24 protein-coding genes are annotated in these 25,087 nt (G+C 33.8%); 21 read left to right on the forward strand and 3 right to left on the reverse strand.

Going from position 1 to position 25,087, the window contains the following annotated elements; translation table 11 throughout:
* Window positions 1-145: 145 nt before the first annotated feature.
* Window positions 146-1,324 carry a bifunctional metallophosphatase/5'-nucleotidase gene (locus tag CC92_RS0117780; RefSeq protein ID WP_051650558.1) on the forward strand — a complete coding sequence of 393 codons (1,179 nt, stop codon included), beginning with the start codon at window positions 146-148 and terminating at the stop codon, window positions 1,322-1,324.
* A 237-nt stretch (window positions 1,325-1,561) separates the two neighbouring features.
* Complete coding sequence (locus tag CC92_RS0117785; RefSeq protein ID WP_029501303.1) at window positions 1,562-2,635, forward strand: SGNH/GDSL hydrolase family protein; 1,074 nt, start codon at window positions 1,562-1,564, stop codon at window positions 2,633-2,635.
* A gap of 231 nt (window positions 2,636-2,866) precedes the next feature.
* On the opposite strand, the gene CC92_RS0117790 is transcribed toward CC92_RS0117785, so the two are convergent.
* Window positions 2,867-3,391, reverse strand: coding sequence for a peptidylprolyl isomerase (locus CC92_RS0117790; protein ID WP_029501302.1), 525 nt, complete (start codon window positions 3,389-3,391; stop codon window positions 2,867-2,869).
* Between the two features lie 233 nt (window positions 3,392-3,624).
* Here CC92_RS0117790 and CC92_RS0117795 point away from each other — a divergent pair, with 233 nt between their 5' ends.
* Window positions 3,625-4,824 carry an SLC13 family permease gene (locus CC92_RS0117795; RefSeq protein ID WP_081841980.1) on the forward strand — a complete coding sequence of 400 codons (1,200 nt, stop codon included), beginning with the start codon at window positions 3,625-3,627 and terminating at the stop codon, window positions 4,822-4,824.
* Between the two features lie 359 nt (window positions 4,825-5,183).
* Here CC92_RS0117795 and CC92_RS0117800 read toward each other — a convergent pair whose 3' ends face one another.
* Window positions 5,184-7,295: a methyl-accepting chemotaxis protein gene (locus CC92_RS0117800; protein ID WP_029501300.1), complete on the reverse strand. Its 2,112-nt coding sequence runs from the start codon at window positions 7,293-7,295 to the stop codon at window positions 5,184-5,186.
* A gap of 349 nt (window positions 7,296-7,644) precedes the next feature.
* On the opposite strand from CC92_RS0117800, the gene CC92_RS0117805 reads away from it, so the two are divergent.
* The 15 genes from CC92_RS0117805 to CC92_RS0117880 all read left to right on the forward strand — a co-directional run bounded on the left by CC92_RS0117805 (window position 7,645) and on the right by CC92_RS0117880 (window position 22,375).
* A complete protein-coding gene (locus CC92_RS0117805; protein WP_029501299.1) occupies window positions 7,645-8,307 on the forward strand; it encodes a hypothetical protein in 663 nt (220 codons plus the stop codon).
* A 193-nt stretch (window positions 8,308-8,500) separates the two neighbouring features.
* Entirely contained in the window at window positions 8,501-8,923 is a 423-nt protein-coding gene (locus CC92_RS0117810) for a pyridoxamine 5'-phosphate oxidase family protein (protein WP_029501298.1), read from the forward strand.
* A gap of 335 nt (window positions 8,924-9,258) precedes the next feature.
* Complete coding sequence (locus tag CC92_RS0117815; RefSeq protein WP_029501297.1) at window positions 9,259-9,708, forward strand: hypothetical protein; 450 nt, start codon at window positions 9,259-9,261, stop codon at window positions 9,706-9,708.
* A 186-nt stretch (window positions 9,709-9,894) separates the two neighbouring features.
* Window positions 9,895-10,104 (forward strand): DUF4177 domain-containing protein, encoded by a 210-nt coding sequence (locus CC92_RS0117820; RefSeq protein WP_029501296.1) that lies wholly within the window; start codon window positions 9,895-9,897, stop codon window positions 10,102-10,104.
* 154 nt (window positions 10,105-10,258) lie between these two features.
* Entirely contained in the window at window positions 10,259-11,116 is an 858-nt protein-coding gene (locus tag CC92_RS0117825) for an aminoglycoside 6-adenylyltransferase (RefSeq protein ID WP_029501295.1), read from the forward strand.
* Between the two features lie 468 nt (window positions 11,117-11,584).
* On the forward strand, window positions 11,585-12,346 hold the full coding sequence (locus tag CC92_RS0117835) for a hypothetical protein (protein ID WP_029501293.1): 762 nt from the start codon (window positions 11,585-11,587) through the stop codon (window positions 12,344-12,346).
* Between the two features lie 32 nt (window positions 12,347-12,378).
* The gene (locus tag CC92_RS0117840; protein ID WP_029501292.1) at window positions 12,379-13,077 is read left to right on the forward strand and encodes a hypothetical protein; all 699 of its coding nucleotides are present in this window, start codon (window positions 12,379-12,381) and stop codon (window positions 13,075-13,077) included.
* A 699-nt stretch (window positions 13,078-13,776) separates the two neighbouring features.
* The gene (locus CC92_RS0117845) at window positions 13,777-14,094 is read left to right on the forward strand and encodes a PadR family transcriptional regulator (protein ID WP_029501291.1); all 318 of its coding nucleotides are present in this window, start codon (window positions 13,777-13,779) and stop codon (window positions 14,092-14,094) included.
* Window positions 14,095-14,970: an HAAS signaling domain-containing protein gene (locus tag CC92_RS0117850; RefSeq protein WP_029501290.1), complete on the forward strand. Its 876-nt coding sequence runs from the start codon at window positions 14,095-14,097 to the stop codon at window positions 14,968-14,970.
* The gene (locus CC92_RS0117855; protein ID WP_029501289.1) at window positions 14,967-15,830 is read left to right on the forward strand and encodes a DUF4097 family beta strand repeat-containing protein; all 864 of its coding nucleotides are present in this window, start codon (window positions 14,967-14,969) and stop codon (window positions 15,828-15,830) included. Before CC92_RS0117850 ends, CC92_RS0117855 begins: the two co-directional genes overlap by 4 nt.
* 38 nt (window positions 15,831-15,868) lie before the next feature.
* Window positions 15,869-16,045, forward strand: a complete 177-nt coding sequence (locus CC92_RS0117860) for a PspC domain-containing protein (protein WP_029501288.1) — start codon at window positions 15,869-15,871, stop codon at window positions 16,043-16,045.
* Between the two features lie 392 nt (window positions 16,046-16,437).
* Entirely contained in the window at window positions 16,438-18,222 is a 1,785-nt protein-coding gene (gene argS, locus CC92_RS0117865) for an arginine--tRNA ligase (protein WP_029501287.1), read from the forward strand.
* Between the two features lie 117 nt (window positions 18,223-18,339).
* On the forward strand, window positions 18,340-19,650 hold the full coding sequence (locus tag CC92_RS0117870; RefSeq protein ID WP_029501286.1) for an ATP-binding protein: 1,311 nt from the start codon (window positions 18,340-18,342) through the stop codon (window positions 19,648-19,650).
* 410 nt (window positions 19,651-20,060) lie between these two features.
* A complete protein-coding gene (locus CC92_RS0117875; RefSeq protein ID WP_029501285.1) occupies window positions 20,061-21,233 on the forward strand; it encodes an SH3 domain-containing protein in 1,173 nt (390 codons plus the stop codon).
* A 209-nt stretch (window positions 21,234-21,442) separates the two neighbouring features.
* Window positions 21,443-22,375 carry a pectinesterase family protein gene (locus CC92_RS0117880; protein ID WP_051650557.1) on the forward strand — a complete coding sequence of 311 codons (933 nt, stop codon included), beginning with the start codon at window positions 21,443-21,445 and terminating at the stop codon, window positions 22,373-22,375.
* Between the two features lie 210 nt (window positions 22,376-22,585).
* On the opposite strand, the gene CC92_RS0117885 is transcribed toward CC92_RS0117880, so the two are convergent.
* Window positions 22,586-22,861 (reverse strand): hypothetical protein, encoded by a 276-nt coding sequence (locus tag CC92_RS0117885; RefSeq protein ID WP_029501283.1) that lies wholly within the window; start codon window positions 22,859-22,861, stop codon window positions 22,586-22,588.
* A gap of 213 nt (window positions 22,862-23,074) precedes the next feature.
* On the opposite strand from CC92_RS0117885, the gene CC92_RS0117890 reads away from it, so the two are divergent.
* The 3 genes from CC92_RS0117890 (at window position 23,075) to CC92_RS0117900 (ending at window position 25,022) form a co-directional block, all read left to right on the forward strand.
* Entirely contained in the window at window positions 23,075-23,752 is a 678-nt protein-coding gene (locus tag CC92_RS0117890) for a DUF3298 and DUF4163 domain-containing protein (protein ID WP_029501282.1), read from the forward strand.
* 116 nt (window positions 23,753-23,868) lie between these two features.
* Window positions 23,869-24,225 carry a GntR family transcriptional regulator gene (locus tag CC92_RS0117895; protein ID WP_029501281.1) on the forward strand — a complete coding sequence of 119 codons (357 nt, stop codon included), beginning with the start codon at window positions 23,869-23,871 and terminating at the stop codon, window positions 24,223-24,225.
* Between the two features lie 104 nt (window positions 24,226-24,329).
* Window positions 24,330-25,022 (forward strand): ABC transporter ATP-binding protein, encoded by a 693-nt coding sequence (locus CC92_RS0117900; protein ID WP_029501280.1) that lies wholly within the window; start codon window positions 24,330-24,332, stop codon window positions 25,020-25,022.
* Window positions 25,023-25,087 lie beyond the last annotated feature (65 nt).

Consider the following 25,087-nt stretch of genomic DNA (forward strand, 5'->3'; position numbering starts at 1 on the left):
AACGTCGAACCTTAATGTTTCAATTAGATGGTGAAAGATTTAATGTTCAAAAATTACTTTCGAAGGATTCCATAAAAGTAGGATAAGCAACCTAATTTTATCACATAATACCATGGAAATATGTGATGTTAGGAGTGTTATCGGAGTGAAAAAAAGAGCCATAATATTATTAATCGTAACTTTTTTGGTATTTTTAGGTTCTCATACGAAAGCATACGCAGGTGAGGATTCCTTTCATTTGGAGGATTTATATGGAAAAACGGTAATTTTGCATACGAATGATACTCATGGTAGAATACAGTTGGGAAAGGATAATAGTGTTGGGTTAACAACGCTAGCTGCATTAAAGGATGCTTGTATTGCTGCGGGGGCAGAAGTGTTATTGTTTGATGCAGGGGATACCTTTCGTGGAACAACTCTTGCTACTTATAATGAGGGCGTGACGATTGGAAAGTTAATGAATGCTCTTGGCTATGATGCCATGGTGACTGGAAATCATGACTATGAATATGGAGCAAATCATCTTGTAGAATTAGCAAACAAATTAAAATTCCCTGTTCTAGGTTCGAACGTGATTGACCTAACCACCAATCATTTATTATTCAAAGAGCATGTTTTGATTGAGAAAAATGGTGTTACTTATGGAATATTCGGACTAAGTACACAAGCAACCATGACAATTAATGATCCAAAGAATGTAGAACGTATCACAATTATGAGTCCTGTTGATGCTGCACGAATGGAAGTTGGGGTCTTAAAAAGTGCAGGAGCAGATGTGATTATAGCTCTTTCTCATCTTGGTATTAACGATAAGAGTCCCCTCAACAGTATTGATGTGTTATCGAAGGTGGAAGGTATCGACTTATTTATTGATGGGCACAGTCATAGTACTCTTTTCGAATGTGAAAGTGTAAATCCTAGAAAAGGGACCTTACTGGTAAGTTCGGATCAGTATCTGAATGCAATCGGAGTAGTGGTTGTTGATAAAGATCAGAAGCTGAAGGCATACAGTCTAACAGAACCAATGCTAGAAGATTTGAATGTTCTTACCAAAGAATCAGATGATTTAGTAGTAGATGAGAAAAAGGCTCCTTACACAAAAATCGTGAATGAGATTTTACAAAATGCAGTTAAGGAATGTAGTCAGGGATTTAGTTTTCGAATTGGCGCGAATAATTTACGAATGTCTTCCATACCTAATGACAATTTGGCAATCTTAGCGGCAAGTACGGCAGTAGAATCCTCCATTACAACTACCGTTGGATATGAGCAAAAGGAAAAACAATTTACGAGATTTCGTATGATATTCTCTGTAAAAAGGTAGTTCCTACATTTACTTTTATAATTCTCTTTGATATTATATTTTTGAAAGATTTCTTATAAGAAGGACAGAATCAAGGATTTGCTATCATATATTATTTAACCGCATCAAGTAGCAAAGCGGATTGCGAATATCGGCTTGACTTTTACTGGATAGGCATCTTATATAGTGAGAAGAGGGTGCATGCAAATATATGATGTTTACCATAGCAAATCCTTGCTATGAAGAGGAGGAAATGTTATGTTACCGAGGAAGGAATGGAGTGGAGATTATAGTGATGTAAAGCAGATTGGAAGAACCTATTCCAAAGATGGGATACGATGGCTTGCTTTATCAGGGAGTGGTATTGAGTTTTACTGTGAGACAGATTTTGTTGAAATCGCTTTTGTTTCCGATAGTTCCGTTTGCGAGCAGAATGAGGAAAATTATGCAAGATATGCAATGTACATAAATGATGAACTGGTATTTTGTGATACATTAAAGGAAGAACAAAAAACAGTTAAAATCTTTGAGAATGTGAATAAGCAAGAGATTAAAGTTCGTATTTTAAAAATTTCGGAAGCACCTCAGTCCATGATTGGAATAGAAAAAATTATTTTACATAGTGATTTATCACCGAAGAAGACCGAAGACTTATCTCATAAGATTGAATTTATAGGGGACTCTATAACTTGTGGATATGGTGTTGATGCAGAGAATGAATTAGTCCATTTTACAACTGCTACGGAGGATGTAACGAAAGCATATGCTTATCTTACAGCGAAAGCATTGCATAGTGATTATAGTATGGTATCTTATAGTGGTTATGGAATTGTAAGTGGATATACAGAGAATGATAAAAAGGACTCTGTTCAGATTGTACCAAAATACTATCAGAGTGTAGCCAGATGTTTTGGTACATACAAAGACTTGCCATTATTAGAGAATATTCCGTGGGATTTTTCTAAGTATATCCCTGAACTTATTATCCTAAACCTCGGTACGAATGACACTACATACTGTAAAGATATCAAAGAACGTCACGAAGAGTACCTGGAGGAATACGTGAAGTTTTTAAAAGTAATAAGAGAAAAGAATAAGGATGCTACTATACTATGTGTGTTAGGGCTGATGGGTGCTACTTTATATCCAATGGTAGAACAGGCAGTAGCTTTCTATCAAAAGGAAACGAAGGATGAGAATGTAGTTACCTTTCAGTTAACAGAACAAGATAGGGAAGATGGTTATGGAGCAGATTGGCATCCAAGTATCGTGACACATCGGAAGGCAGCGAAGCAGTTGACTGAGGAAATCAAAAAGGTTATGGGATGGTAGTAATCGTGAGGTGAATAGAAAGCAATTACATTATGCTAATTTTGTGCATGACAGCCTGTAGCAGACGGAATAAAATGGATTTACCACATTATACAATAGTATTTTTGACATAGAAAAGTACCTTGAAATAGTTTTAACTAACCCATTCAAGGTACTTTTTTGTATACTATTTTTAGTGAGGTTTTATGCAACAGACCCTTGCTTTATAACCCAAATGCAAGAAATATTAAATTAAAGCTTCTCTGGCTCTTCGTATTCAACACCAAAAGTCTCAACAGTAACTTTCTTTAACTTTTGCTCTTCTAGAGGACGATCATTGTAATCAGTCTTCGTTTCAGCAATCTTATTTACCACATCCATTCCTTCTGTCACTTTACCAAAAGCAGCATAAGCACCATCAAGGTGTGGGGAATTTTTATGCATAATAAAGAACTGTGAACCTGCGGAGTTTGGACGCATGGAACGTGCCATGGATAAAACGCCTTCGGTATGTTTTAGGTCATTGATAAATCCGTTTTGAGCAAACTCACCACGGATAGAATAACCAGGGCCACCCATACCACTTCCTTCTGGACAACCACCCTGAATCATAAAGCCTTTAATAACACGATGGAAGATAAGTCCATCATAATAACCCTTCTTAATCAAAGATATAAAATTGTTTACGGATACTGGTGCGATTTCAGGATAAAGCTCAGCCTTAATCACATCACCATTTTCCATTTCAAATGTAACAATAGGATTTTTTTCTGCCATAATATTCTCCTTTATCATTTCTTATCAAAGTTCTTCGCTATTATATCATACCTGGGGCTATTCCTCAACCATATAGTTACAGGATTACCAAGACTTTCGTATCTATTCATAGGTAACTTATCATAAATTTTCCTTTGTATCAAAGCAAAAAAAGATGGATAAAAAATTCATTGCTTTTTGCAGTGAAAATGATACAATTAGTAAGGTTTGCAGAATTTACACTGGAGGATATCATGAGTACGGAGCAAGTTTTACAGTCAAGGGACGGTTTAGGAGAGTCTGGAAATACTTGGGATAATAATAAATCTAGGTTAGGCAGTCGGTTTATAAAAGCAATCAAATCACAAGCAGTGTTAACAATAGCAGTCATAGCAGCTATCATAACCTGTTTTTTCGTGCCAATCGATCGTGAATACTTAAGTTACTTCGATGTACGAACCTTAGCTTGTTTATTTTGTACGTTGGCAGTAGTTGGTGCTTATAAAAACATTCATATATTTGAAATAGTAGCACGATTTATTGTACTGCAACTACATAATTCACGTAATGCAATTTTAGGAATTGTATTTATTACTTACTTTGCATCGATGCTACTAGCGAATGATATGGCGTTATTGACCTTTTTGCCATTGGGATTCTTCGTATTAGAGAGTACCAATAAAAGAAAATATATGGCTTTTACCTTTATCATGCAAAACATTGCTGCAAATCTTGGGGGAATGATAACTCCATTTGGCAATCCACAAAATTTGTATTTGTATTCTTATTACAATATACCAACCGGAACCTTCTTTCAAATAATGGCGATTCCATTCGCAGTTGCAACCCTATTAATTGTAGCCTGCTGTTTGTGCGTGAAAAAGGAGCCACTCCTATTAAAGGATGATACGAAGTATGAGATTAAAATAGGAAGAACGGTAATCTATAGTTTTCTTTTTATTTGCTCTATCTTAATTGTATTTCGTATTGTACCTTATCTGATAGGGACAATATTAATCACTCTTGCTATCTTTCTACTTGATAGAAAAGCGCTTAGAGAAGTAAGCTATCCTCTTTTATTCACATTTTGTGCATTCTTTGTATTTGCAGGAAATATGGCTAGAATACCGATTGTAAGTGATTTTTTTCATCAGATACTACCGATTAGCCCTCTCCTAATTGGTACATTATCCTGTCAAGTGATTAGTAATGTGCCTAGTGCAGTATTATTATCGCAATTCACAGAGGATTATGCCAATCTATTAGTAGCGGTGAACATAGGAGGTTGTGGAACCCTTATTGCTTCTTTAGCAAGCTTAATTACGTATAGTGAGTTTAGGAAGAACTATAGTGAGAAAACAAAACAGTATCTTCTCTGGTTTTCTTTACTTAATTTTGGATTTCTTGCGGTGCTATTAGTAGTTCAGATGATTTGTTCTAGATTATTATCTTAAAATATAATAGAATGATATAAAGGGATTGTAAAATATTCATAAAATTAACAAAGAGGTATCTTGACCAAGTAAATAGCCTGATTAAGATACCTTTTATTCATGACAAGAAAAAGTACGCGAAGCGTGGTTTTTCTTGTTTTAAATAAGTTAACGATCCAAATTACGAACATAGCATGAATTTGCGTCGAGCATTTTAATTTAAGAGTAAATAAAAAAAAATTTATTGTGTAAAATACTCAGTAACATATATCTTATTGTGTAAAATACTCTATAACACAAATCTTATTGTGAAAATATATATCTACTCTTAGTTGGTATAGTAACTTATATTTTGGTCTGGTAAACACTCAATAACATATTTATAGTTTAAAGTGACTGATTTTCTCTTGCATATTTGTAGCGTTTTTACTTAATGTGTTGACAGTTTCACCAAGGGATTGAATTAAATCCTTCTGACGATTCGCATTCTCTTCTACTTCAGCAGAAACGGACGCTGTTTCCTCTGAGATGGCGGAGATACTTTCAATTGCTTCAACTGTAGTTTCCTTAGCTGCTTCAATATCTTTCATACCATTTAAAACCATCTGCATATTATTTACTAATTGATCGACAGAGTTGTTTATTACCTCAAAGGATGCAATCGTATGGGAGAGTGAATCTGTTTGGTTCGCTACGATATTGTCTGCTTTCATAACATTTTGTATAGTACGATTTGTCTTTTCTTGAATCTTATGTATGATTTCGGAAATTCGCTCGGAAGCATGTACGGATTCATCTGCAAGTTTACGAATTTCAGTTGCTACAACAGCAAAACCAAGACCTGCTTCACCAGCTCTGGCGGCTTCGATGGAGGCATTGAGTGAGAGCAGATTAGTCTGAGCTGCAATCTCATTAATAACACCGATAATACTACCAATAGTTCCAGATAATTTTTCTAATTCCTTAATATCAGAAGATATTGTACTTGTGATGTCTGCCGTGGCCTTCGATTTCGAATTAAGGTCATCCATTAAATAGATTCCATCGGTTACTTGTTGTTTGGTAGAAAGAGTAATCTTGTTAAAGTTATCTGTATAGTGATACACCGTCTTAATTTGTTCGGCTAGGTCGGACATTTGAACAGCACATTGCTCCGAATCATTTGCCTGATTAGCAACTCCATGCTCGATTTCTGTAATTGCCGTAGCGATTCCTTCACTTGCGGATAGAATATGTATGGTATTGTTATGTACTTCTTCAGTGGAGATAGCAACCTTGTCACTTACCTCTTCCATGTTACGTAAGAGATCTCTAACTCCGGTTATCATATCGGTAATACTATCTGAGATGATACGGAATTCATCTTTTCGTTTACTTGTAAAAGAAACAGAAAAATCTCCTTTAGCAGCAAAAGTTAATGGTTTTATGATATCTTTCACTCCCTTTCGTAAGGAACGAGAAAATAATACACAGATAATTCCTGCAATTATAATGGAGGAACTTACTAAGATAAGAGTAACATATTTTATATAATTAGTTTCCGTTAAAAGTGAACTCTCTGGAACGATTCCACACAATAAAGTTCCAGTAGAACCTACTTTAGCAGATACAAAAATATATCGGTCTCCATTCATAGTTATAGTAGCTGTACTATTTTGTGCTTCACTTGTATATGCATCTTGAACGGATGTTAGTGAAGAGATGCCAGGTAGTTCTTCTTTCTTTACCGTATCCTCTTCGTTATCACCAAATCCTGCGACAACAGATTCTTTCCCACCAGGAACAAGGAAGGCAGTATAACTGTTTTTTCCAAAATTTATATCCCTTAATGCACTATCAATGGTACTTTGCTTGATATCTATTATTACATAGACATTTGTATTAAAATTGTATTTTCGCCAGAGACTTAGAGCATAATCAGAACAATCATATTGTTTATTATCGGTAATATTTATTTCTTCAAGATAAGGATGGGTGCCGATCACACCAAAGGTATCAGGAGAATTTAAAATTTGTTTACCTTCTTCGGTTTCATTAAAACGGTCAAAGGTGTCAAGATTCATTTGCGCTTGTGTTGTAGTAACCCCTCTACCAATATTACCAAAAATGTAGATATGATAAATGAAATCTGATATTTTTGGCATATTCTGCATTCGCTTTTGGATGGCTTGTTTTGCTTTTGATTGGTCTTCGGTCAGGTTATCCGGATTTAATTTGGGATTTTGATAATACAATTGCATTTCTGTCATGCTTAATAGCTCAGTAGAACGACCGTTAATGTTTTCAAATCCTAAGGATAAATAGCTGGCTTTTGCATTAATGGTATCAGTAATTGAGTCTTTTGCTTGTTTTATTATTGCTTGTTTTGCTGTGATAAAACACACAGTACCAAGCAGTATAATCATTGCAATTGGTACCATAAAAGCAAGAACCATCTTTGTTCCAATTCCGTGAAATCCCTTGTGTTTTTGCTTTGCTTTTTTCTTCTTCACATTACCCCTCCTGTCAAGAAAATCTTAATCTTATTATATACCAAAATATAACATATTTCTACACGATAAGCGAAGTTGCGCAAATAGCCAAGAAAGTATAATTAGTACAAAATAATATAATTTTGTGAGGATCAACATAATTTGGACATATTTGTTTTTTTGATTGATTTGTGGCAAAATATGTATTAAATTATATATAAATGTCGTTATAGTAAGTGGTATAGTAATGCGAGTTTGTTTCCATGCAATTAAGTATCGTACCTCTTACTGTGAAAAAAGAGCGAAAGTCTTAAAATGCGGATATAGAGCAAACTTAACAGATGAAAATTCAAAATAGGGGGAGTAAGAAATGAATGTCGAGGAGTACAAAAAGATTGCTGAGGCTAAGAAAAACAGCGGAGAGTATTTTAGGATGGAGCAAACGGAATTAAACAAGGCATGGACAAAAGATAGAAAAGGTAAGATGCCATATATCGTTAAGGTATTATTATTTTCCTTTCTCTATGTAATTGCAATATGTATTCTTATGTTTGTGTTTATGGCAATGTCGGAGGAATATGGTGGTTTGTTGTTGGCATTATCTGTAATTTTATCGATGCCTGTATTCTTCGTATTTATTAAGAAAAATATGAGTAATTTTATTAATTATATATTTTATGATGGTCATCTGTATCGCTTAATATATACGAAACAATCTCCAACGATATTATCGGATGTCTTGCCAATCCAAACAATTGGTGCTGCTTTTGCAATGTCTGGAGTAAACAAAGCAATCAATGAAGCTTCTAATGCCGGTGCTGATATCGAGAAAACAATGACCGAGATGAGCAATGATCCGAATACATGGCGTATTGATAGGATTAAGGAGCTTAAAGTACATAAACATGGATTTAAAGCAAAAGTAGTTGTAACTGTAGTAATGACGAATAAGACTAAGTCTAAGAAGATAAACGTACCAGATGATTATATTGATTATCCTCTTTTATTAGATACTGTGAAAAGGTTAAAGTAAGCATAGAAGCAATAAAGTAAGCATAAAAGCAATAAAATTTAGGTATATAAACATAGAATAGAATTAATTCTTTTAGTAATTGAAAGAAATAAAATTTATATTACGAACACGACATACTGTTGTCATGTTCGCAATGTTACTATTTAGAAAGAATAAGATTCAAGATTGCGAAACAGAATTAGGAGAGGATGAAATGATAGAAGAAATTATCGAAAAGTCATGCAAATTAATTAAACAAAATTCAGGAGAGGGTACTTATTGTGTTTTAGGGTTAATGGATCATAACGGATATCCAACGATGTCCACCATAACGGCATCCCAATCAGACGGAATCAACTGGATTACGTTTTGCACTGGGTTAAATTCTAGAAAATCAAAAAGAATCAACAATTGCAACCTGGCAAGTGTTTGCTTTAACTCCGATGATTATAGCATCACTTTGGTTGGTACAATTGAAATCCTAACGGATTTAGAAATCAAAAAAGAGATGTGGTATGGGGGGCTTATCAATCATTTCAGTGGACCAGAGGACCCTAATTACTGCGTTTTGCGTTTGAAAACAGAGCGTTATAATTTATTTGTTGATTGGGAGGAGGTTACTGGGACTTTGGACTAAAGGTAAAGTGATAAATACATATAGGATTAGAAAGAGGTTGTTGTAAAACGATTTCTCATTAGTATATTGTATCATCAAATAGCATTTCTAACAGAAAAGGTACCTGAAATGGCGTTAACAGGCCAGAGCAAGGTACCTTTTTAACATTTTTTACGGGCTATCCTCTAACAGCGATTTAATAAAATATCGTGTTTATTCTGTTACTCATTCAAACTTGATTAAATTAGGTTGAATTATGAAAATAAGTGGTATAATATGGAATATATAGCAATAAAGGAAAGTAGAGTCTAGTTTGGCAACATAATTCATAAATCCATATAATAAAAGAAGAGAAGATGAATGGAAGGATTATTTGTTTACTTGGAAAAATTACATTTGCTCTTATTCTTGGACAGATGAAAATTAAGGAGAATGATATGTTAAAGTTTATTGGAACAATAACACTGATGACACTGATTGTTTTTATGTCTTCCTCATATAGTACAAAAACAGAATTACAAAAAGAAATAAATTCCACGTCTAAACAGAGTAAATCTATCGAAAATATCCTTGAACATTTAGATATTAATTATAATTCAGATACTGTTGTTAACATATCAAATAATGATATAGTTGATGGCATGGATAAAGCATGGGAAGCATATGACTTAACTAACAAAGATGGAAGTAAGTATCTTCTTATACTTAGAAAATCGGATAAAGATTTTACAGCATTTTTAGATAATGAGAATAAAATACTTTTTGGAATAATAGATAATGGTATTCTTCCGAAGTTTTTTGACTAATATCTTATTCTTACATCTTTTCATATTGCTCTATTTCTTTTACTTCGTTCATATTCAATTGCGTATAAACTGGAATGATTAGGAGAATAAAATAAACAAATTTGCAAATAAATCATTATAAAAAAAGAGGGTTAATCACAAACACGAAATGATTAATGTAAATCAATATAGGAAGGAGGAATTCCTATGTTTAAATATGAGTTTGAGCGCATATACAATAATATTTCAGGATTTGGTATGTTATCAGGAACTAAATATCACAATGATGATTATAAAAAAATAATCTCCCAAAGAGCAGAGGATGGGTGGCGTTACATTGGTTTTATTCCTTCAGTGCAACGTGGAACTGGTCACATTGAAGAAATGGATTTGATATTTGAAAAAGAAGAGAAATGAAATTCACAAGACATAAGCGGATATACATCAGATGATTGGATGAAAAGATATGATGCAATGTATTTTGTATATATTTAGCAGAAAATAATATATTATCGAAAATAAGTATTAAAATAGATGGTATATAGTAAATTTATTATTTCGAGGTGTTAATATGCGTTCAGAAAAAGAAATGTTTGAATTGATTTTACATATAGCGAAAGAAGATGAACGAATCAGAGCAGTTCTTTTATCTGGCTCTCGTGCGAATTCTGATATACCAAAAGATATCTTTCAGGATTATGATATAACTTATTTTGTCACAGATGCCAAGCCATTTTATAATAATTGTGATTGGATTGAAGAGAAATTTGGAAAGCCTGCTATTATGCAATTACCGGAATTGATGTCACATCCTTTACTACCGCCGGATGGCGACGGTCATTTTGCTTATCTTATGATATTCAAAGACGGTAATAGGATTGATCTAAGCATTGAGTTTACTCCTTATATTGATGATGGTGAGCCAGTTGTTGTTCTTCTCGACAAAGACAAGTTCTTACCAGATATCGTACCAAATAAAATGTATTGGTGCATTAAACCACCAAGTGAGAATATTTTTGCAGATACCTGCAATGAATTTTGGTGGTGCTTAAATAATGTAGCAAAGGGAATTGCAAGAGATGAACTACCTTATGCTAAGAATATGTTCGATCATTATGTAAGAGATATGCTCAATCAAATGACAGAGTGGTTTATTGGTGTTGACATTGATTTTACTGTTTCATCGGGTAAAATGGGGAAGTATTTTAAAAGATATTTACCTCAGAAACTTTATGAAATGTATGCAAATACATATTCCGATAGTAATTACGAAAACTTTTGGAGTTCGATATTTTCAGCCTGTGAGCTGTTTCGTACCATGGCAGATATAGTAGCCGAACATTTTGGATTTCGTTATAACAGGAATGATGATGAAAATATGATGATGTATTTAAATAAAGTTAAGAACAATAGTATTGTAATAGAATGAGCATACACTAAATGAAAGATTTTTGTTGGTATTTATTTTGGAAGCCTGATAAAATCTTTAAATGTGGAATACAAAAGCACCATTTGGAAAATTACATAATGAACTTATAATTGTCTTAGAGCCTCATGAAATAATTGCTTATCATAATACGAGATTACCTGATATAACAAGTATTGAAAGACAAGGGCTTATCTTTTCTGATGATAGGTACACAGATATGATTCGAGCAGCAATGCAAGATGCTGACATTACACAGCCACTGATAGATGAAGTCATGGGTATAGTTATTCTGAAGTGGATTAAGTAAAAGAGAAATGTTGAAATAGATTTCTTATTAATGGGAATGTATTGGCGACAAGCCATTTCAATTTTGGAATGGTTTGGAATATTTGTTCTAGGTTAGAGTATAATTTTGTGTCTTTTATTAAATAACTGATTATAGATTATCTAAGTAACGGGAGAATTAGTATGAATGGGGAGATATTGTTATCTTGTAAAATAGTTGCTGCAGCAAAGCTAGCAATAAAAGAAAATGAATTAATACATAATGAGCTATCAAAATATGAAAATAGTGTTACTTTTGAATTTTTACCACGTCGAACTTTGATTACTATGAAAACATATAAGGCATCTAATATTAAAGAATGGTATGAAAAATGTTTATCCCTAGGTTTAATGGATATTAGATTTTTAATGCCTATATCAGTAGAAGACAGAGGATTACTTGGTTTCTCAAACACCTCAAAAAATTCTTTAGTATGTTTTTATAAAAACGGAAAAGTGACTTATTTTACTGCACACTGGGAATATGACAACAACTTAAAACAATGGAATGTATCATATACGGAACACTCTTGGGGTAATCCACCACAAGGTAAGCCACAGTTTGAAGATAATACAGAAAAGTTCATTGAAATCCTAACAGAAATTGAAATACTAGCTCGCAAAATTGAATGTGATGGATTTGCTGATATATTTCATAATGCTAAGGTAATATTGATAGATGGCGCGAAAAACTTAACTGAAAGTGGTATTTCATTACCATCTAAAAACTATAATTTGTTTATGGCAGCAAGTTTGGCAGATGTTTTTGGGGCAATGGGTTCATGGAATGATTCTCCTCCGTATATGGCTCATGAAAAAGGTCTTGATACAAAGTACAATGAATTGTCTACAGAATTACTCAAACAGCTAAGGTTAGCTGTCCTTTATGCTGTAAATCAATGGTAATGATGTTTAAATAACAAGGGGGGACAGAAGTCATGATAACTTCTAGAGATTTAGATTATATAGAAACCAAATTGATAAAGCAGGGTAAAAAAGTATTAAACTACCCGCTAATAGAATTAGCTGAATGGATAAACAAAGAATACTGTGTAAACGTGATTAATATTCATTATGACTATATTCAAAACAACAGACCGAGGCTCGGGATAATATTTGAATTTCGTACTGATGAAAGAAAATTTTATGATAGCGATTATAACTATGACCATAATAAGCAAAAAGCTATTGCAGAAAAATTCAGCGAATTAGTATCTTTAAAAGAGAAAGAACCTAAGAATATATTTAAATGTTTTAAAAAAGATGTACCGTCGAAATACAATATTAAAAATATTTTCATAGCTTTTAGCGCATTTGAACCAATCGCTAAGGAAGAAGCAAATAATCGTATTCCAGAAGAAAAGGTACAGGAATTAAAAAATAAGTTGAATAATAATGATTTGTGGAAGATTGCAAGGTCCTTTTCATCCACTACCTTTTTCTTTTATACGGATGAGCAGGTTAAAGAATACAGTAATAATGAATCGATGAAAATATTTGAAGAAGCTTACTATAACTTAATTAAACCATATGATGAATTTAACTATATAAAAAAAGACAGCTTCCATTTAAATATCGATAGTAAAGAAAATTTCGACAACAACTTTAGCAGTAATTGGTATTACTATTACAAATAAAGTGTTTTTACATATAAAGAGTGCACGTATATGAGAATGTGTACCGAAAAGTTCCTATATAATAAATAAAGGCTTTAGTAGCTATTTGAAGGCTATTAAGGTCTTTCTTTATAGTATTACTAATTTCTTTCATTATGAGTATTCCGGAGGTCAATCCATCGCCTGTCCGGTCGTTGGAAATCAAGAAGTTTCATCTCTTTTTCTGCTTTGTATAAGGTATCATGGAATAGAAAAATCATCAATGCTGCTTCGCACCGCTGAAGCGGTAAGGCCTTGACACTTTCTCTATTCTAAGCTTAGTAGTAATTAAGCAGAATTAAGGTGATTTCCGTCATGCGGAAGATTGATTTCCATTTTGCCGGAATTCCGATTTCAGACAGCAAGAATATTCATTCATTAATTGGTCAATAAGTTTTGAAGTTATCTTATAAATTTATTCGTTATATATAGATGAAGTATATATTTTCAAAAACTATTTTGTAACGCCCAATCCCCATTTTCTTCTTTTCAAAAACTTTAATATCATTTTCAAAAACTATTTTGTAGTAATACAACAACCTTAAAGAATAATTAGAAATTGATTAACCATATTGACAGTACAATATTATACGTTGTATAGTATTGATAACGAAATAATATTATACTAAAAATAAGGGAATGATATGGGATAATATGATAATAGTAAAAGGAGTTGATTACATGGTTTTTAATACAGGATCCGCACTCTTGGACGCAATCGTACTGGCTGCGGTTTCTAAGGAACCGGAAGGAACTTATGGCTATAAAATAACGCAAGATGTAAGAGAGGCAATTGACATTTCGGAATCTACGCTTTACCCAGTTCTTCGTAGATTACAAAAAGATGATTGTTTGGAAGTGTATGATATGGAAATTGCGGGACGAAACCGAAGGTATTATAAAGTAACATCACAAGGGAGAATTCAGCTTCAGCTGTATTGTTCGGAGTGGAAAAACTATTCCGCAAAGATAAGTAAAATTTTTGAGGGGGTGGCGTAGTTGAACCGTGTTGAGTTTTTAAATGAGTTAGAAGAGTTGCTACAGGATTTAGAAACTGAGGAAAAAATGGAAGCACTCGCGTTCTATGATAGCTATTTTGAGGAAGCAGGAGAACTGAATGAACCAGTTATTTTAAGAGAATTAGGTTCGCCTGCAAAAGTTGCAGAAAGTATTAAAAAAGATCTTGGAGCAATAAAAGAAGAGGAGCTTGGTGAGTATACCGAAAGAGGTTACCAGAGTAGTAATCAAAGTAAAGACAGTATTATGAAATTGAACGAAGTTACTACCTCTGACTCTAAAGAAGCGAATGAGAATGAGTTACAGAGTGATACCGCTATTAAACAAAATTCTAGTTATCAGAGTCAGAGTACGGCAGATCAAACTCAGAGTGCAAACAATAAAAACCAAGAAACTAGTTCTCAGAAATCTAATACAGCGGATCAGAATCAAAAGGAAAATTATCAAAACCAGAACATGCATTATCAAAATACTACCTATCAAAATCAAAGACCTGTTGTCAAAAAGACTGGTATTAATGTATTTGCCTTAATTCTATTATGCATCTTTGGGTTTCCAATTTTAATCCCTTTGATGATTGCCTGCTTTGCAACCGTATTTGCTTTAGTGGTAGGATTTGGTGGAGCTGGTATCGGATGTATTGTATTAGGATTTTCGGTATTTGTTATGGGTGTAACGAAAGTATTTGTACTTCCACTGTTTGGTGCTTTATCCGTTGGGGGAGGAATGATATGTTTTGGCATCGGTTTATTGCTATTTCTAGTAGCTTGCGCTTGTGCTAAGATGTTCCCAGCATTAATTCGTGGTCTCGTTAGTCTGTTAAAAGCACCATTTGGGGGAAGGAGTGTAGCAGCATGAAATCAGCAGGGAGAATCGTTTTAGGAATTGCTTGTGCATCGATAGGAATTGGCATTGCAATACTACTTTTTGGTACTTTGTTTAGTGGTGGTAGAGATCGGAATCGGTATAATACATTTTCCTACCAAGATGAAGTAAAGGATGTTACTTCCATTGATCTTGATATCGACTTTGCAAAAGTACACATCGTAGAAGGGGATACCTTCCATGTCGAGGTTAAAAATACTACGGAAGATGGATTTCATAGTGAAGTTAAAAATGGAGTATGGTATCTAGAGGATAATTTTGATGACCGTTATTCTATTAATCTATTTGGGCTTAGACTACCAATCAACATTAATGTCGGGTTTCATAGGGAAGATGAGTGGTATCCTACCATTATAGTAACTCTACCAGAAGGCTTTGTTGCGGATGAATTTGATATGGAATTTGGAGCAGGAGAGTTAGTAGCGGAATATATTAATGCAAACTCTGTGGATTTTTCAATGGGAGCTGGTGAGATGACATTAAAGAATCTATCCGTTAAAGATCATTCTGAATTTTCAGTAGGTGCAGGTTCTATAAAGATTAATCGACTTACTGCGAAAGATGTTACGATGGACTGTGGTGCAGGTGAAATCAACGTTTCAGGTGAAATCCTTGGAAATAGCTATATAAACTGCGGTGTTGGCGAAATCAACCTTGATCTAGACGGAGAGGAAGAGGATTTTAATTATATTGTTGACTGTGGTATTGGAAGTGTTAAAATAAATAATAAGGAATGGGACTTTACGACACATCAAAGTATATATAATGATAATGCAAAAGGGACATTTGAACTGGATTGTGGTGTTGGTTCCATTAGTCTTAGAATTCGTTAATTGGTGTGTTTAAGAAGAGTAGAAAGGAAGGCTAAATTATGCAGAAAAAATTAGTGAAATCTCGTACAGACAGAAAAATATGTGGAGTATGTGGAGGAATTGCAGAATATATTAATTTAGACCCTACGGTGGTTCGAATTTTATGGATTATCTTTGCATTCTGCGGTGTTGGTATCCTTGCATATATTGCTTGTGCATTCGTAATGCCAGACTAAGTAATATATTATATTAGGTAATATTTATTTGAGATAACATAGAAGGGACTAAATTAGTGCGAAATTAGCCTAGATTTAGTCCTTTTTTCTGCGTTTGATACCATAATATAAGCGATAGACTAAGGTGTTTAAGAATGATATCCGTATAATCTAATAGTTTTTTACCTAAGAGAATGACATATGAGTTTTTTTATCGTTACTTTTTATACTTTGATATTGAAATAACTATGAAATTACCTGGTTTATTTTAACTTATTTGCTGGTCGCATTACTTTACAAGAGAAATAAATTGTGTTAAAGTATACGATATTATAATGTACGATATTACGTATACTCTATACTATCGTGTGACATAATGGTGAAAATGAAATGTAATATTAATGGAGGCATTTATGATAAAAGTTATTGATCAATTATCCAATATCTTTACTGCTGCATTTGTAAAGTGTGGTTACGAAGAAAAGTACGGAGTGGTAACGATATCGAATCGTCCGGATCTGTGTCAGTATCAATGTAATGGTGCTTTAGCAGCTGCAAAACAGTACAAAAAAGCGCCAATTATGATAGCAAATGAAATTGTAGAACTATGTAAAGATAATCCGGTTTTAAAAGAAATTACTGCTATTATGCCAGGATTCATTAATTTTTCTATTAAGGAAGAATTTTTAGTAGATTATCTTCAAAGCATGTCAGTGGATGAACGCCTCGGCTGTGAAGAAACTAAGAATCCAGATACTGTAGTTGTAGATTACGGCGGTCCTAATGTTGCAAAGCCTCTACACGTTGGACATCTTCGTCCTGCAATTATTGGTGAAAGCATTAAGCGTATGGTACGTTTCTTAGGTCACAATGTAATAGGTGATGCACATCTTGGTGACTGGGGAACTCAGATGGGACTTATTATTGCAGAAGTAAGAAAACGTCAGCCAAATCTTCCTTATTTTGATGAAAGTTTTACTGGTGAATATCCAAGCGAAGCACCATTTACCATTTCTGAATTAGAGGAAATTTATCCAACTGCAAGCGAATATTCAAAAGAACATCCAGAATTTCGTGAGGAAGCAAAGGAAATTGTATTTGAATTACAAAATGGTCATCGTGGATACACTGCACTATGGAATCACATAATGACTGTCTCAGTTAACGACTTAAAGAAAAATTATGATAATTTAAATGTTCATTTTGATGTATGGAAAAAAGAAAGCGATGCGCAGCCTTATATTCCAAACATGGTAACTTACTTAAAAGAGAATGGATATGCAAAATTAAGTGAAGGTGCTTTAGTTGTTGATGTAAAAGAAGAGACTGATACCAAAGAGATTCCTCCCTGTATGATTTTAAAATCTGACGGTGCAAGTTTATATGCTACTACTGATTTAGCTACCTTAGTAGAGCGTATGGAATTATTTAAACCAGCATCTGTTATCTATGTTGTAGATAAGCGTCAGGAACTTCACTTTGAATTAGTGTTCCGTTGTGTTAAGAAAACAAAGTTAGTACCAGAAGATGTGAAACTAACCTTCTTAGGTTTTGGTACGATGAACGGTAAAGACGGAAAGCCATTTAAAACAAGAGATGGCGGTGTAATGCGCCTTGAGTATTTAATGGATAGCATTAACGAAGAAGTTTATAAGAAGATTATGTCCAATCGTGAAATGAAAGAAGAGGAAGCGCGTGAGGTTGCCAGAATTGTTGGTTTGGCAGCATTAAAATACGGTGATTTATCAAATCAGGCATCAAAAGATTATATTTTTGATATTGATCGCTTTACTTCCTTTGAAGGAAATACAGGGCCTTATATTCTTTATACTATTGTTCGCATCAAGTCAATACTTGCAAAGTATCAGGAAGAAAATAAAGCAGTGGATGTAAGCAAGCTTTGTATCAAGTCTGGTAATGTTAGAGATTACGGTATTAGTGAAGTAAATCTAATGTTAGAATGTGCAAAGTTCAATGATGTGATAGAACATGCTGCATATGAAAATGCTCCACATAAGTTATGCGCTTATGTTTATGATCTTGCAAATGCATTTAGTACGTTCTATCATGAGAATAAAATTATTGCGGAAGAAAACAAAGAAAAACAGCAAGAATGGATTGCTCTCATTGAACTTGTTTTAAGAATATTAACTACTTGTATTGATTTATTAGGTTTTAGCGCACCAGAAAAGATGTAGCATTGATAAAAAGCGCGAAGGTGGACTGGAAAGTAACGAGCTTTCCAGTCTTTTTTCAATAAGAAAGATTTGATTACATAAGTGCATATCGAAAACCTATTTAGAAAGGACATGAACATGTATAAATTATTATCAAAGTTGGTTATCTATCGTAACATAGAAAAAGACAGTATTTTAGTTCGATTGGCAGATATCATAGAACAATATCAGCGAGGTAATGCAAATAGAGAAGATACGATTGTAGCAATCTATACGCAAATTCACAATTTATTAGATATTGCAACCGAATATGGGTTTAATCATAATTTGTGGCAGAATTATTTAAGCTATTTATTGGCTACTATTGAGAATCCATTTAGTATGACCTGTGAAAAAATAGGAGCAAGAGAAGGCTCTGTAAATGAGTTTGCGAGAGGTGATTTTGCAATATTTAAGGATTTATTTCACTATGATTTTAGTCCACTAGAGAATGAGCTTGGCATTGATTGTTTTAAAGTGATTACAAACTATAATGCAATTGAGAAAAACGGGAAAAGTTACAATCGAAGTGTCAGTGAAAAGGTGCAGGATCTAAGTAGAAAGATTGCTAAAGCTTCTGATGAAAATGAAATCTTTCAAATTGTAACTAATTTTTACAAAGATTACGGTGTTGGGATGCTTGGTCTAAACAAAGCTTTCCGCGTAGGAAAAGATGGCGATGAATTGAAATTATCACCGATTACGAATACCGAAGAGGTCGTACTCTCTGATTTGATCGGATATGAAATTCAGAAGAAAAAATTAGTGGATAATACGAAGGCTTTCATCGAAGGAAAAAAAGCAAACAACGTCTTATTATTTGGAGATAGTGGAACCGGAAAATCAACGAGTGTTAAAGCTATCCTTAACGAATACTACCCAGAAGGACTTCGTATGATTGAAATTTTTAAGCACCAGTTTGAAGATTTATCTGGGGTCATCTCAAAGATAAAGAATCGAAATTATAAGTTTATTATCTACATGGATGATTTATCATTTGAGGAATTCGAAATTGAATATAAGTATCTAAAAGCGGTGATTGAAGGTGGTCTTGAAACAAAACCTGACAATGTATTAATCTATGCAACATCAAATCGCAGGCATCTAATTAGAGAAACCTGGAGTGATCGTTCCGACATGTCAAAAGATGAGTTGCATCGTTCTGATACAATGCAAGAAAAACTCTCTTTGGTTGCAAGATTTGGTATTAGCATCAATTACTCTGCGCCATCACAAAAGGAATATTTTACAATTGTAGAAGAGTTAGCTAAAAAATACGATAATTTCGGATTATCAAAAGAGGAGCTGTTGCAAAAAGCGAATATGTGGGAACTTAAGGGTGGTGGTTTATCTGGTAGAACTGCCTCTCAGTTTATAGTTTATATGTTAAGTCAAGAAGGTACATGTTAATGTACCTTCTTGTTTAATACAAGTCATAATACAAGTCATAATACAAGTCATAATACAAGTCATAATACAAGACAATAATACATGACATCACAACACTAGACATCTTTCTGGTATTTAGCAATTTAAGTATACATAAATTTTATGGACATAAACTAAACCCTTCCGTCGATAAGAAATGATTTTTGTCGTAAATAGTAGAAATAATTATAATTAATACAAAAATGTGCTATATTTGCTAAAATCTACAATAAATATTTTGACATTGTGATACGTCACTGGTAAAATAGGGCTAGACGATTAATAAGGAAAACAGGTCATTCCTTATTGCAAATAAAAAGGTAGTGTTTACTACTTTGGCAGGTCGAGTTGTGTTAGCAAAGAAACGTATTGTATTGAAAGTGAGGTTAACCATGGAGACAAAGATTAGTAAAAATGGGAAACGAATCTTAAAAGGTGCAATGTTTGGAGCTTGTTTTGCGATGACAGTAGCACTTTTTGAAACTTCAGTTACCTATGGGCATGAACTGAAGATAAATGCATTAGTTTCTACTCAGACAAAGGATAAGGACGAAGTTTATTATATAGGCAAAGTGACAGGTGGTGTCAATGTCAGAGTGGGCGCAGGTTCTGATAAAAATCAGCTAGTTGTTGGTAATCAGAGTGTAAAGCTAAAAAAAGGTACTGAGGTAACAATACTATCCGAAGTGATGGTTGGTAAAAAGCCTTGGTATGAAATTCGGTTTGAATTTGAGAAAAATGAAGTAGTTGGCTATGCAACGAGTACATACATTGAGAAAACAAGTAAGACAGTTACTCCGACACCAATACCGACACTATCTCCAACCCCAACTATAACCCCAACGACTGAACCAACTGCAATACCAACGGTAGAACCAACTACATCACCTACGCAGAATCAGAAGGAAACCGATAATAGCAAAGGTAGTATGATTCTTTGGATATTTGGTGGAATTGCTATGGTAGCGCTTGGTATCGTTTTAGCGCTATCCGTTAAAAAGAAACGTAAAGAAGAGTATGCAGAAGCAAATGAAGTATCTAAAAAAGTTGAAAAACTTAAGAATATGGTGATTACGAAAGATATCGATGAGAAGGAATCACCAGATGAAAAATTAAAACGCAAAGCACAGGGAAAATTTACAAAGGAAGGAAAACCAACACGCCAGCCAGTTGCAGTTCAACATACTTCTGAGGTGTATGTTAAGAATTCTAAACTCAATGAATCAAGTATTGTTACAGATGAATTTGCTGCTACTTCAGAGCAAGTTATCGAGGATATTTCTAAGAATAAGGATAGATTAGAAAAAAACAGCTTAGAAAAAGAGAACCTAGGAAAAGAGAACTTAGGAAAAGAAAGTGTGGAAAAGACTGATTTGAGAAAAGCGATTCAAGCACTTCGTGAGCATGATATAGTAATTCATAAGTATTTTGGAAAAGGAGAAGTCTTCGATAACTCAGATGTCAAGCTGATTGAAGTTCGTTTTGGAGGAGATGTTCGATTCCTTAATAAAGAGCAATTGGTTAATAAAAAGTTATTACAGATTACGAATGAGCGTAGAAGGTAATCATAAAAGCTAAGAACAATGGCATAAAAAGCACAAAAAATAAGCACAAAAATGTAGAAGATAAGCATTTGCTTAAATACAAGTGAAACATAAGTGCTATATGGTATATATAACTACCATATGGCACTTTTTATCTTATTAAGTTATATGATTTTACAAAAAAGATTATCCCAAGGAAAAGGTGTTAAAGCACCAGAATAGAGGTTATAATGACAGAATATATCGTATCAAAACAGGATGACGGACAATTTAAAAGTGTACAGGAAGCAATCAATGCTATCATAAATGATGGTGTGGAGAACGCCACGATATCTGTGAAAGAAGGATGTTATGAGGAACTTGTTACTATCCCGAAAGGAATCAAAAATCTGAGGTTAAAGGGTGAAGGAAGCGACAAAACCAAAATAACATATGGAAATTATGCAGGTATTATAACAAAATCAGGTGAAAAACTTGGTACCAATCGTAGTGCAAGTGTTTTTATTGATGTAGATAATGCCACATTTGACGGAATCGCCTTTGAAAACAGCTATATACAAGAAGGTTTTGATACTTCAGGTCGTCAAGCTGTTGCAGTAAATTCAACGGGGAACGGATTAATCTTTACGAACTGTGCATTTTATGGACGCCAGGATACTCTTTATGTACGGGAAGGAAGCTGTTTATTTCAAGATTGCTATATAGAGGGAGATATTGATTTTATCTTTGGAGCAGCTGAGGCTGTATTTGCTCGTTGTGAAATTCATTCTAGAAATTGTGGCTCTAAGGAACTGAATGGTTATGCGACAGCTGCGAGTACAAAGGCAAAGGATGAGTATGGTTTTATATTTTATCAGTGTAATTTTACTGCACCATCGGAGGTTGCCCCTAATACAGTGTATCTAGGTAGGCCATGGCATCCAAGTGCAGCTACAGAACCAGTATGCTCTGCAACCATATTAATGAATTGCGAGCTTGGAAAACATATCAAAGAAGAGGGTTGGACTTACATGGGACAGGTTTGGCCAGAAACAGAGCGCTTTTTTGAGTATCAATCTACTGGTAAGGGAGCCAAGCAAAATGAGCATCGTAAGCAATTAACAGAGGAAGAAGCTTGTAAAGTCAGAACTCTTATTGAAACAAAGTTATGTAAAATAAACTAATGGACTAATTTATTGAAAGCAAACTAATTATTATAAAAATATTTAAAGGGCTTTAGAAATCTTGTATTCATCTAAATAACAAGTTTTCTATAAGCCCTTTTATGAAGGAAAGAATAGTTAATTATTATGCTTATCTTTAGCATTAGAATTTCTACAATGGTAGGGCAGGATATAAATCTATTCCTTCCTTTATAAGAAATCTTTAAATTTTCAATCAACTTTACTCTGAACATAATGCACGAGTTCTTTCACATCAAATGTTGAGAAATTATCCTCCGTAACAAAGAATGGAATTCCTATATTTCCAGCATTCTTTACCTTATAAAATATCGGATTTGAATCACGGTATTTTAGAAACTCTTTTAGATAAGCAGTTGCTTGTGTAAATTCGTGATAGTCTATGTTGATATTTGCATAGTCACGTAACATATTGATTGCCTCGATACAGTCCGGACATAGATTCATTCCATACATAATAACATTCATTGATGCCTCCCAAAATAGTTGATATCATTTTATTAGCTAAGTATATCATATTAGAAACGATTTTTAAAGAAATCCATTTCTAGAACAAATGAGTTTCTTAAGAGCGATTGCTACATACAAGAGCTATCATCAAATTAAGAAATTTGTTAGAGAACCGTAACCCCGCATGTGCATAAAATATAACAGAAGCTAAATTTAGGAGAGGTAAGTTATATGCAGGAAGGAAAAGGGGTCACTCTATTAAAGCATACAAGGAAGAAATCTGTTACCAATGAGAGCAGTTCACTAGATCTTTTAGAATGCTCATATGAATATCCTCAAATATTAACTAAAAAAGAAGATAGTCCACAGGCTATGGTGAATCAAGATATTATGAAAGAGATGGAGCAGCGATACCAGAGTAATTGTGAAGAGGCGCTCGTGAATGCCTTATATATCGTGGATTTATTTAGTAAGCCAGATGATTTAATAGGTCCTTCGTGGTTTCCTTTAACAGCAAGTGTTACTTATCGGATACCTTGGAATCAATATGGAGTTTTATCCATTGTGTTTTTAGAATTTCGCTGGTATGGTGGTGCACATCCTATGACGGAACAGTTTTCTATGACCTATAATGTAGAAACAGGAAAAAGAATTACAGCTCCGGAAGTGTTAGGAGAAACAGAAGAGGAGGTTAAGAGGCAAATAGCGAATGGATTTATGAAACAATTTGAAGAGGATCCAAGTAAGTTTTTTCCGGATGCGATAAAGGATCTTGCCAACCTTAAGTTTGAATACCGTTATTATTTAATGGGGGATAATATCGTGTTTTATTTTAATCCTTACGAGCTTGGGCCTTATGTTTCAGGAATTTTAGAATTCTCCGTGCCTATTTTAAAGAATAGAAAATAAGATAATACGAAAAAAGTAAAAATTTGTATTGACACCTTAAATGCTACGGTGTACTATGTAACTAGTACACTATTTATCACATACAAGAGAAAAATTCTTTGGAAGGGAGGTTCTGAATGGAGTTTAATAATAATATGCCTATTTATATGCAAGTAATTCAGGAAATAAAGAAAGAGTTAATTCGTGGTAATTTGTCACTTGGTTGTAAGTTGCCTTCTGCTAGAGATTTGGCAATTCGATATCAGATTAATCCCAATACTGCAAATCGTGTTTACCGAGAGATGGAACTTCAAGAACTTTGCTTTACAAAACGAGGGATAGGAACCTTTGTAACAGAGGATGAACAAAAACTTATGCGAGTAAGAGAAGAGATGGCAAAGGAATATATGACAACCTTTCTTATTGGTATGAGGGATTTGGGTCTTCAAGAAGAGGAAGTGATTTCACTCATTCAAAAGGAGTTTAATAAATAGAAGGAGCAAGGTTGAAGGAGCAAATTATTCAACTGGAATTGAAATCTAAGAAATCTAGATACAAATTTTATTTCGTGAGAACGTGATTAGAAATGGAGGAAAAGATGTTAATTAGTAAGGACGTTGTAAAGCGGTACATGTCAAAAGTGGCAGTATCGGGAATTTCCATGCAAATGGAGGAAGGAAAAATCTATGCATTACTCGGTCCAAATGGAAGCGGGAAAACAACTTGGATGAAGATGGTAGCTGGATTGATTAAGCCTACCATAGGAACTATTACATATAATGGAAAGTCAATTGGTGTCGAAAGCAAGAAGAGGATTGCTTATATGTCCACGGAACCTTTTTTTTATGATTACATGACAGTATATGATGTTGGACGCTATTATGAGGATTTTTTTGAAGATTTTGATATAGAGAAGTATCAACAGCTACTCGCCAAGATGGATTTAAGTTTGAAGGATAAGGCGAAAAATCTTTCTTCTGGACTTGCTGCAAAGTTGAAAATAGCTGCGACACTAGCAAGAAAAGCGGAAGTTTATTTACTTGATGAACCTTTAAATGGAATTGATATTATAGCAAGAGACCACATTATGAATGCTATTCTAGAGGTTGCAAATGAAAAAACAACTATAGTTATATCGAGTCATTTAGTAGATGAATTAGAAAAAATTATCGACAATGCTATCTTTATGAAAAATGGCACTCTGGTTTTAAATGGTGATGCAGAAACCATTAGAAAAGAACATCAAAAATCTATCGTAGACCTATATAAGGAAATCTATGCACATGGTTGATATATAAAAGATGTCGTAATTAAAGTGATAAAGTTAGTGGAAAAGAAAGGAGAGGTATAAGGAAA

This window comes from Lachnoclostridium phytofermentans (assembly GCF_000733755.1).
Taxonomy (GTDB): domain Bacteria; phylum Bacillota; class Clostridia; order Lachnospirales; family Lachnospiraceae; genus Lachnoclostridium; species Lachnoclostridium phytofermentans_A.

Excerpts from the sequence above, each read along its gene's own strand:
- CC92_RS0117785 (WP_029501303.1), top strand. The coding sequence starts at position 1,562 with ATGTTACCGAGGAAGGAATGGAGTGGAGATTATAGTGATGTAAAGCAG.
- CC92_RS0117790 (WP_029501302.1), bottom strand. The coding sequence starts at position 3,391 with ATGGCAGAAAAAAATCCTATTGTTACATTTGAAATGGAAAATGGTGAT.
- CC92_RS0117795 (WP_081841980.1), top strand. The coding sequence starts at position 3,625 with ATGAGTACGGAGCAAGTTTTACAGTCAAGGGACGGTTTAGGAGAGTCT.
- CC92_RS0117805 (WP_029501299.1), top strand. The coding sequence starts at position 7,645 with ATGAATGTCGAGGAGTACAAAAAGATTGCTGAGGCTAAGAAAAACAGC.
- CC92_RS0117810 (WP_029501298.1), top strand. The coding sequence starts at position 8,501 with ATGATAGAAGAAATTATCGAAAAGTCATGCAAATTAATTAAACAAAAT.
- CC92_RS0117815 (WP_029501297.1), top strand. The coding sequence starts at position 9,259 with ATGAATGGAAGGATTATTTGTTTACTTGGAAAAATTACATTTGCTCTT.
- CC92_RS0117820 (WP_029501296.1), top strand. The coding sequence starts at position 9,895 with ATGTTTAAATATGAGTTTGAGCGCATATACAATAATATTTCAGGATTT.
- CC92_RS0117825 (WP_029501295.1), top strand. The coding sequence starts at position 10,259 with ATGCGTTCAGAAAAAGAAATGTTTGAATTGATTTTACATATAGCGAAA.
- CC92_RS0117835 (WP_029501293.1), top strand. The coding sequence starts at position 11,585 with ATGAATGGGGAGATATTGTTATCTTGTAAAATAGTTGCTGCAGCAAAG.
- CC92_RS0117840 (WP_029501292.1), top strand. The coding sequence starts at position 12,379 with ATGATAACTTCTAGAGATTTAGATTATATAGAAACCAAATTGATAAAG.
- CC92_RS0117845 (WP_029501291.1), top strand. The coding sequence starts at position 13,777 with ATGGTTTTTAATACAGGATCCGCACTCTTGGACGCAATCGTACTGGCT.
- CC92_RS0117855 (WP_029501289.1), top strand. The coding sequence starts at position 14,967 with ATGAAATCAGCAGGGAGAATCGTTTTAGGAATTGCTTGTGCATCGATA.
- CC92_RS0117860 (WP_029501288.1), top strand. The coding sequence starts at position 15,869 with ATGCAGAAAAAATTAGTGAAATCTCGTACAGACAGAAAAATATGTGGA.
- argS (WP_029501287.1), top strand. The coding sequence starts at position 16,438 with ATGATAAAAGTTATTGATCAATTATCCAATATCTTTACTGCTGCATTT.
- CC92_RS0117870 (WP_029501286.1), top strand. The coding sequence starts at position 18,340 with ATGTATAAATTATTATCAAAGTTGGTTATCTATCGTAACATAGAAAAA.
- CC92_RS0117875 (WP_029501285.1), top strand. The coding sequence starts at position 20,061 with ATGGAGACAAAGATTAGTAAAAATGGGAAACGAATCTTAAAAGGTGCA.
- CC92_RS0117880 (WP_051650557.1), top strand. The coding sequence starts at position 21,443 with ATGACAGAATATATCGTATCAAAACAGGATGACGGACAATTTAAAAGT.
- CC92_RS0117885 (WP_029501283.1), bottom strand. The coding sequence starts at position 22,861 with ATGAATGTTATTATGTATGGAATGAATCTATGTCCGGACTGTATCGAG.
- CC92_RS0117890 (WP_029501282.1), top strand. The coding sequence starts at position 23,075 with ATGCAGGAAGGAAAAGGGGTCACTCTATTAAAGCATACAAGGAAGAAA.
- CC92_RS0117895 (WP_029501281.1), top strand. The coding sequence starts at position 23,869 with ATGGAGTTTAATAATAATATGCCTATTTATATGCAAGTAATTCAGGAA.
- CC92_RS0117900 (WP_029501280.1), top strand. The coding sequence starts at position 24,330 with ATGTTAATTAGTAAGGACGTTGTAAAGCGGTACATGTCAAAAGTGGCA.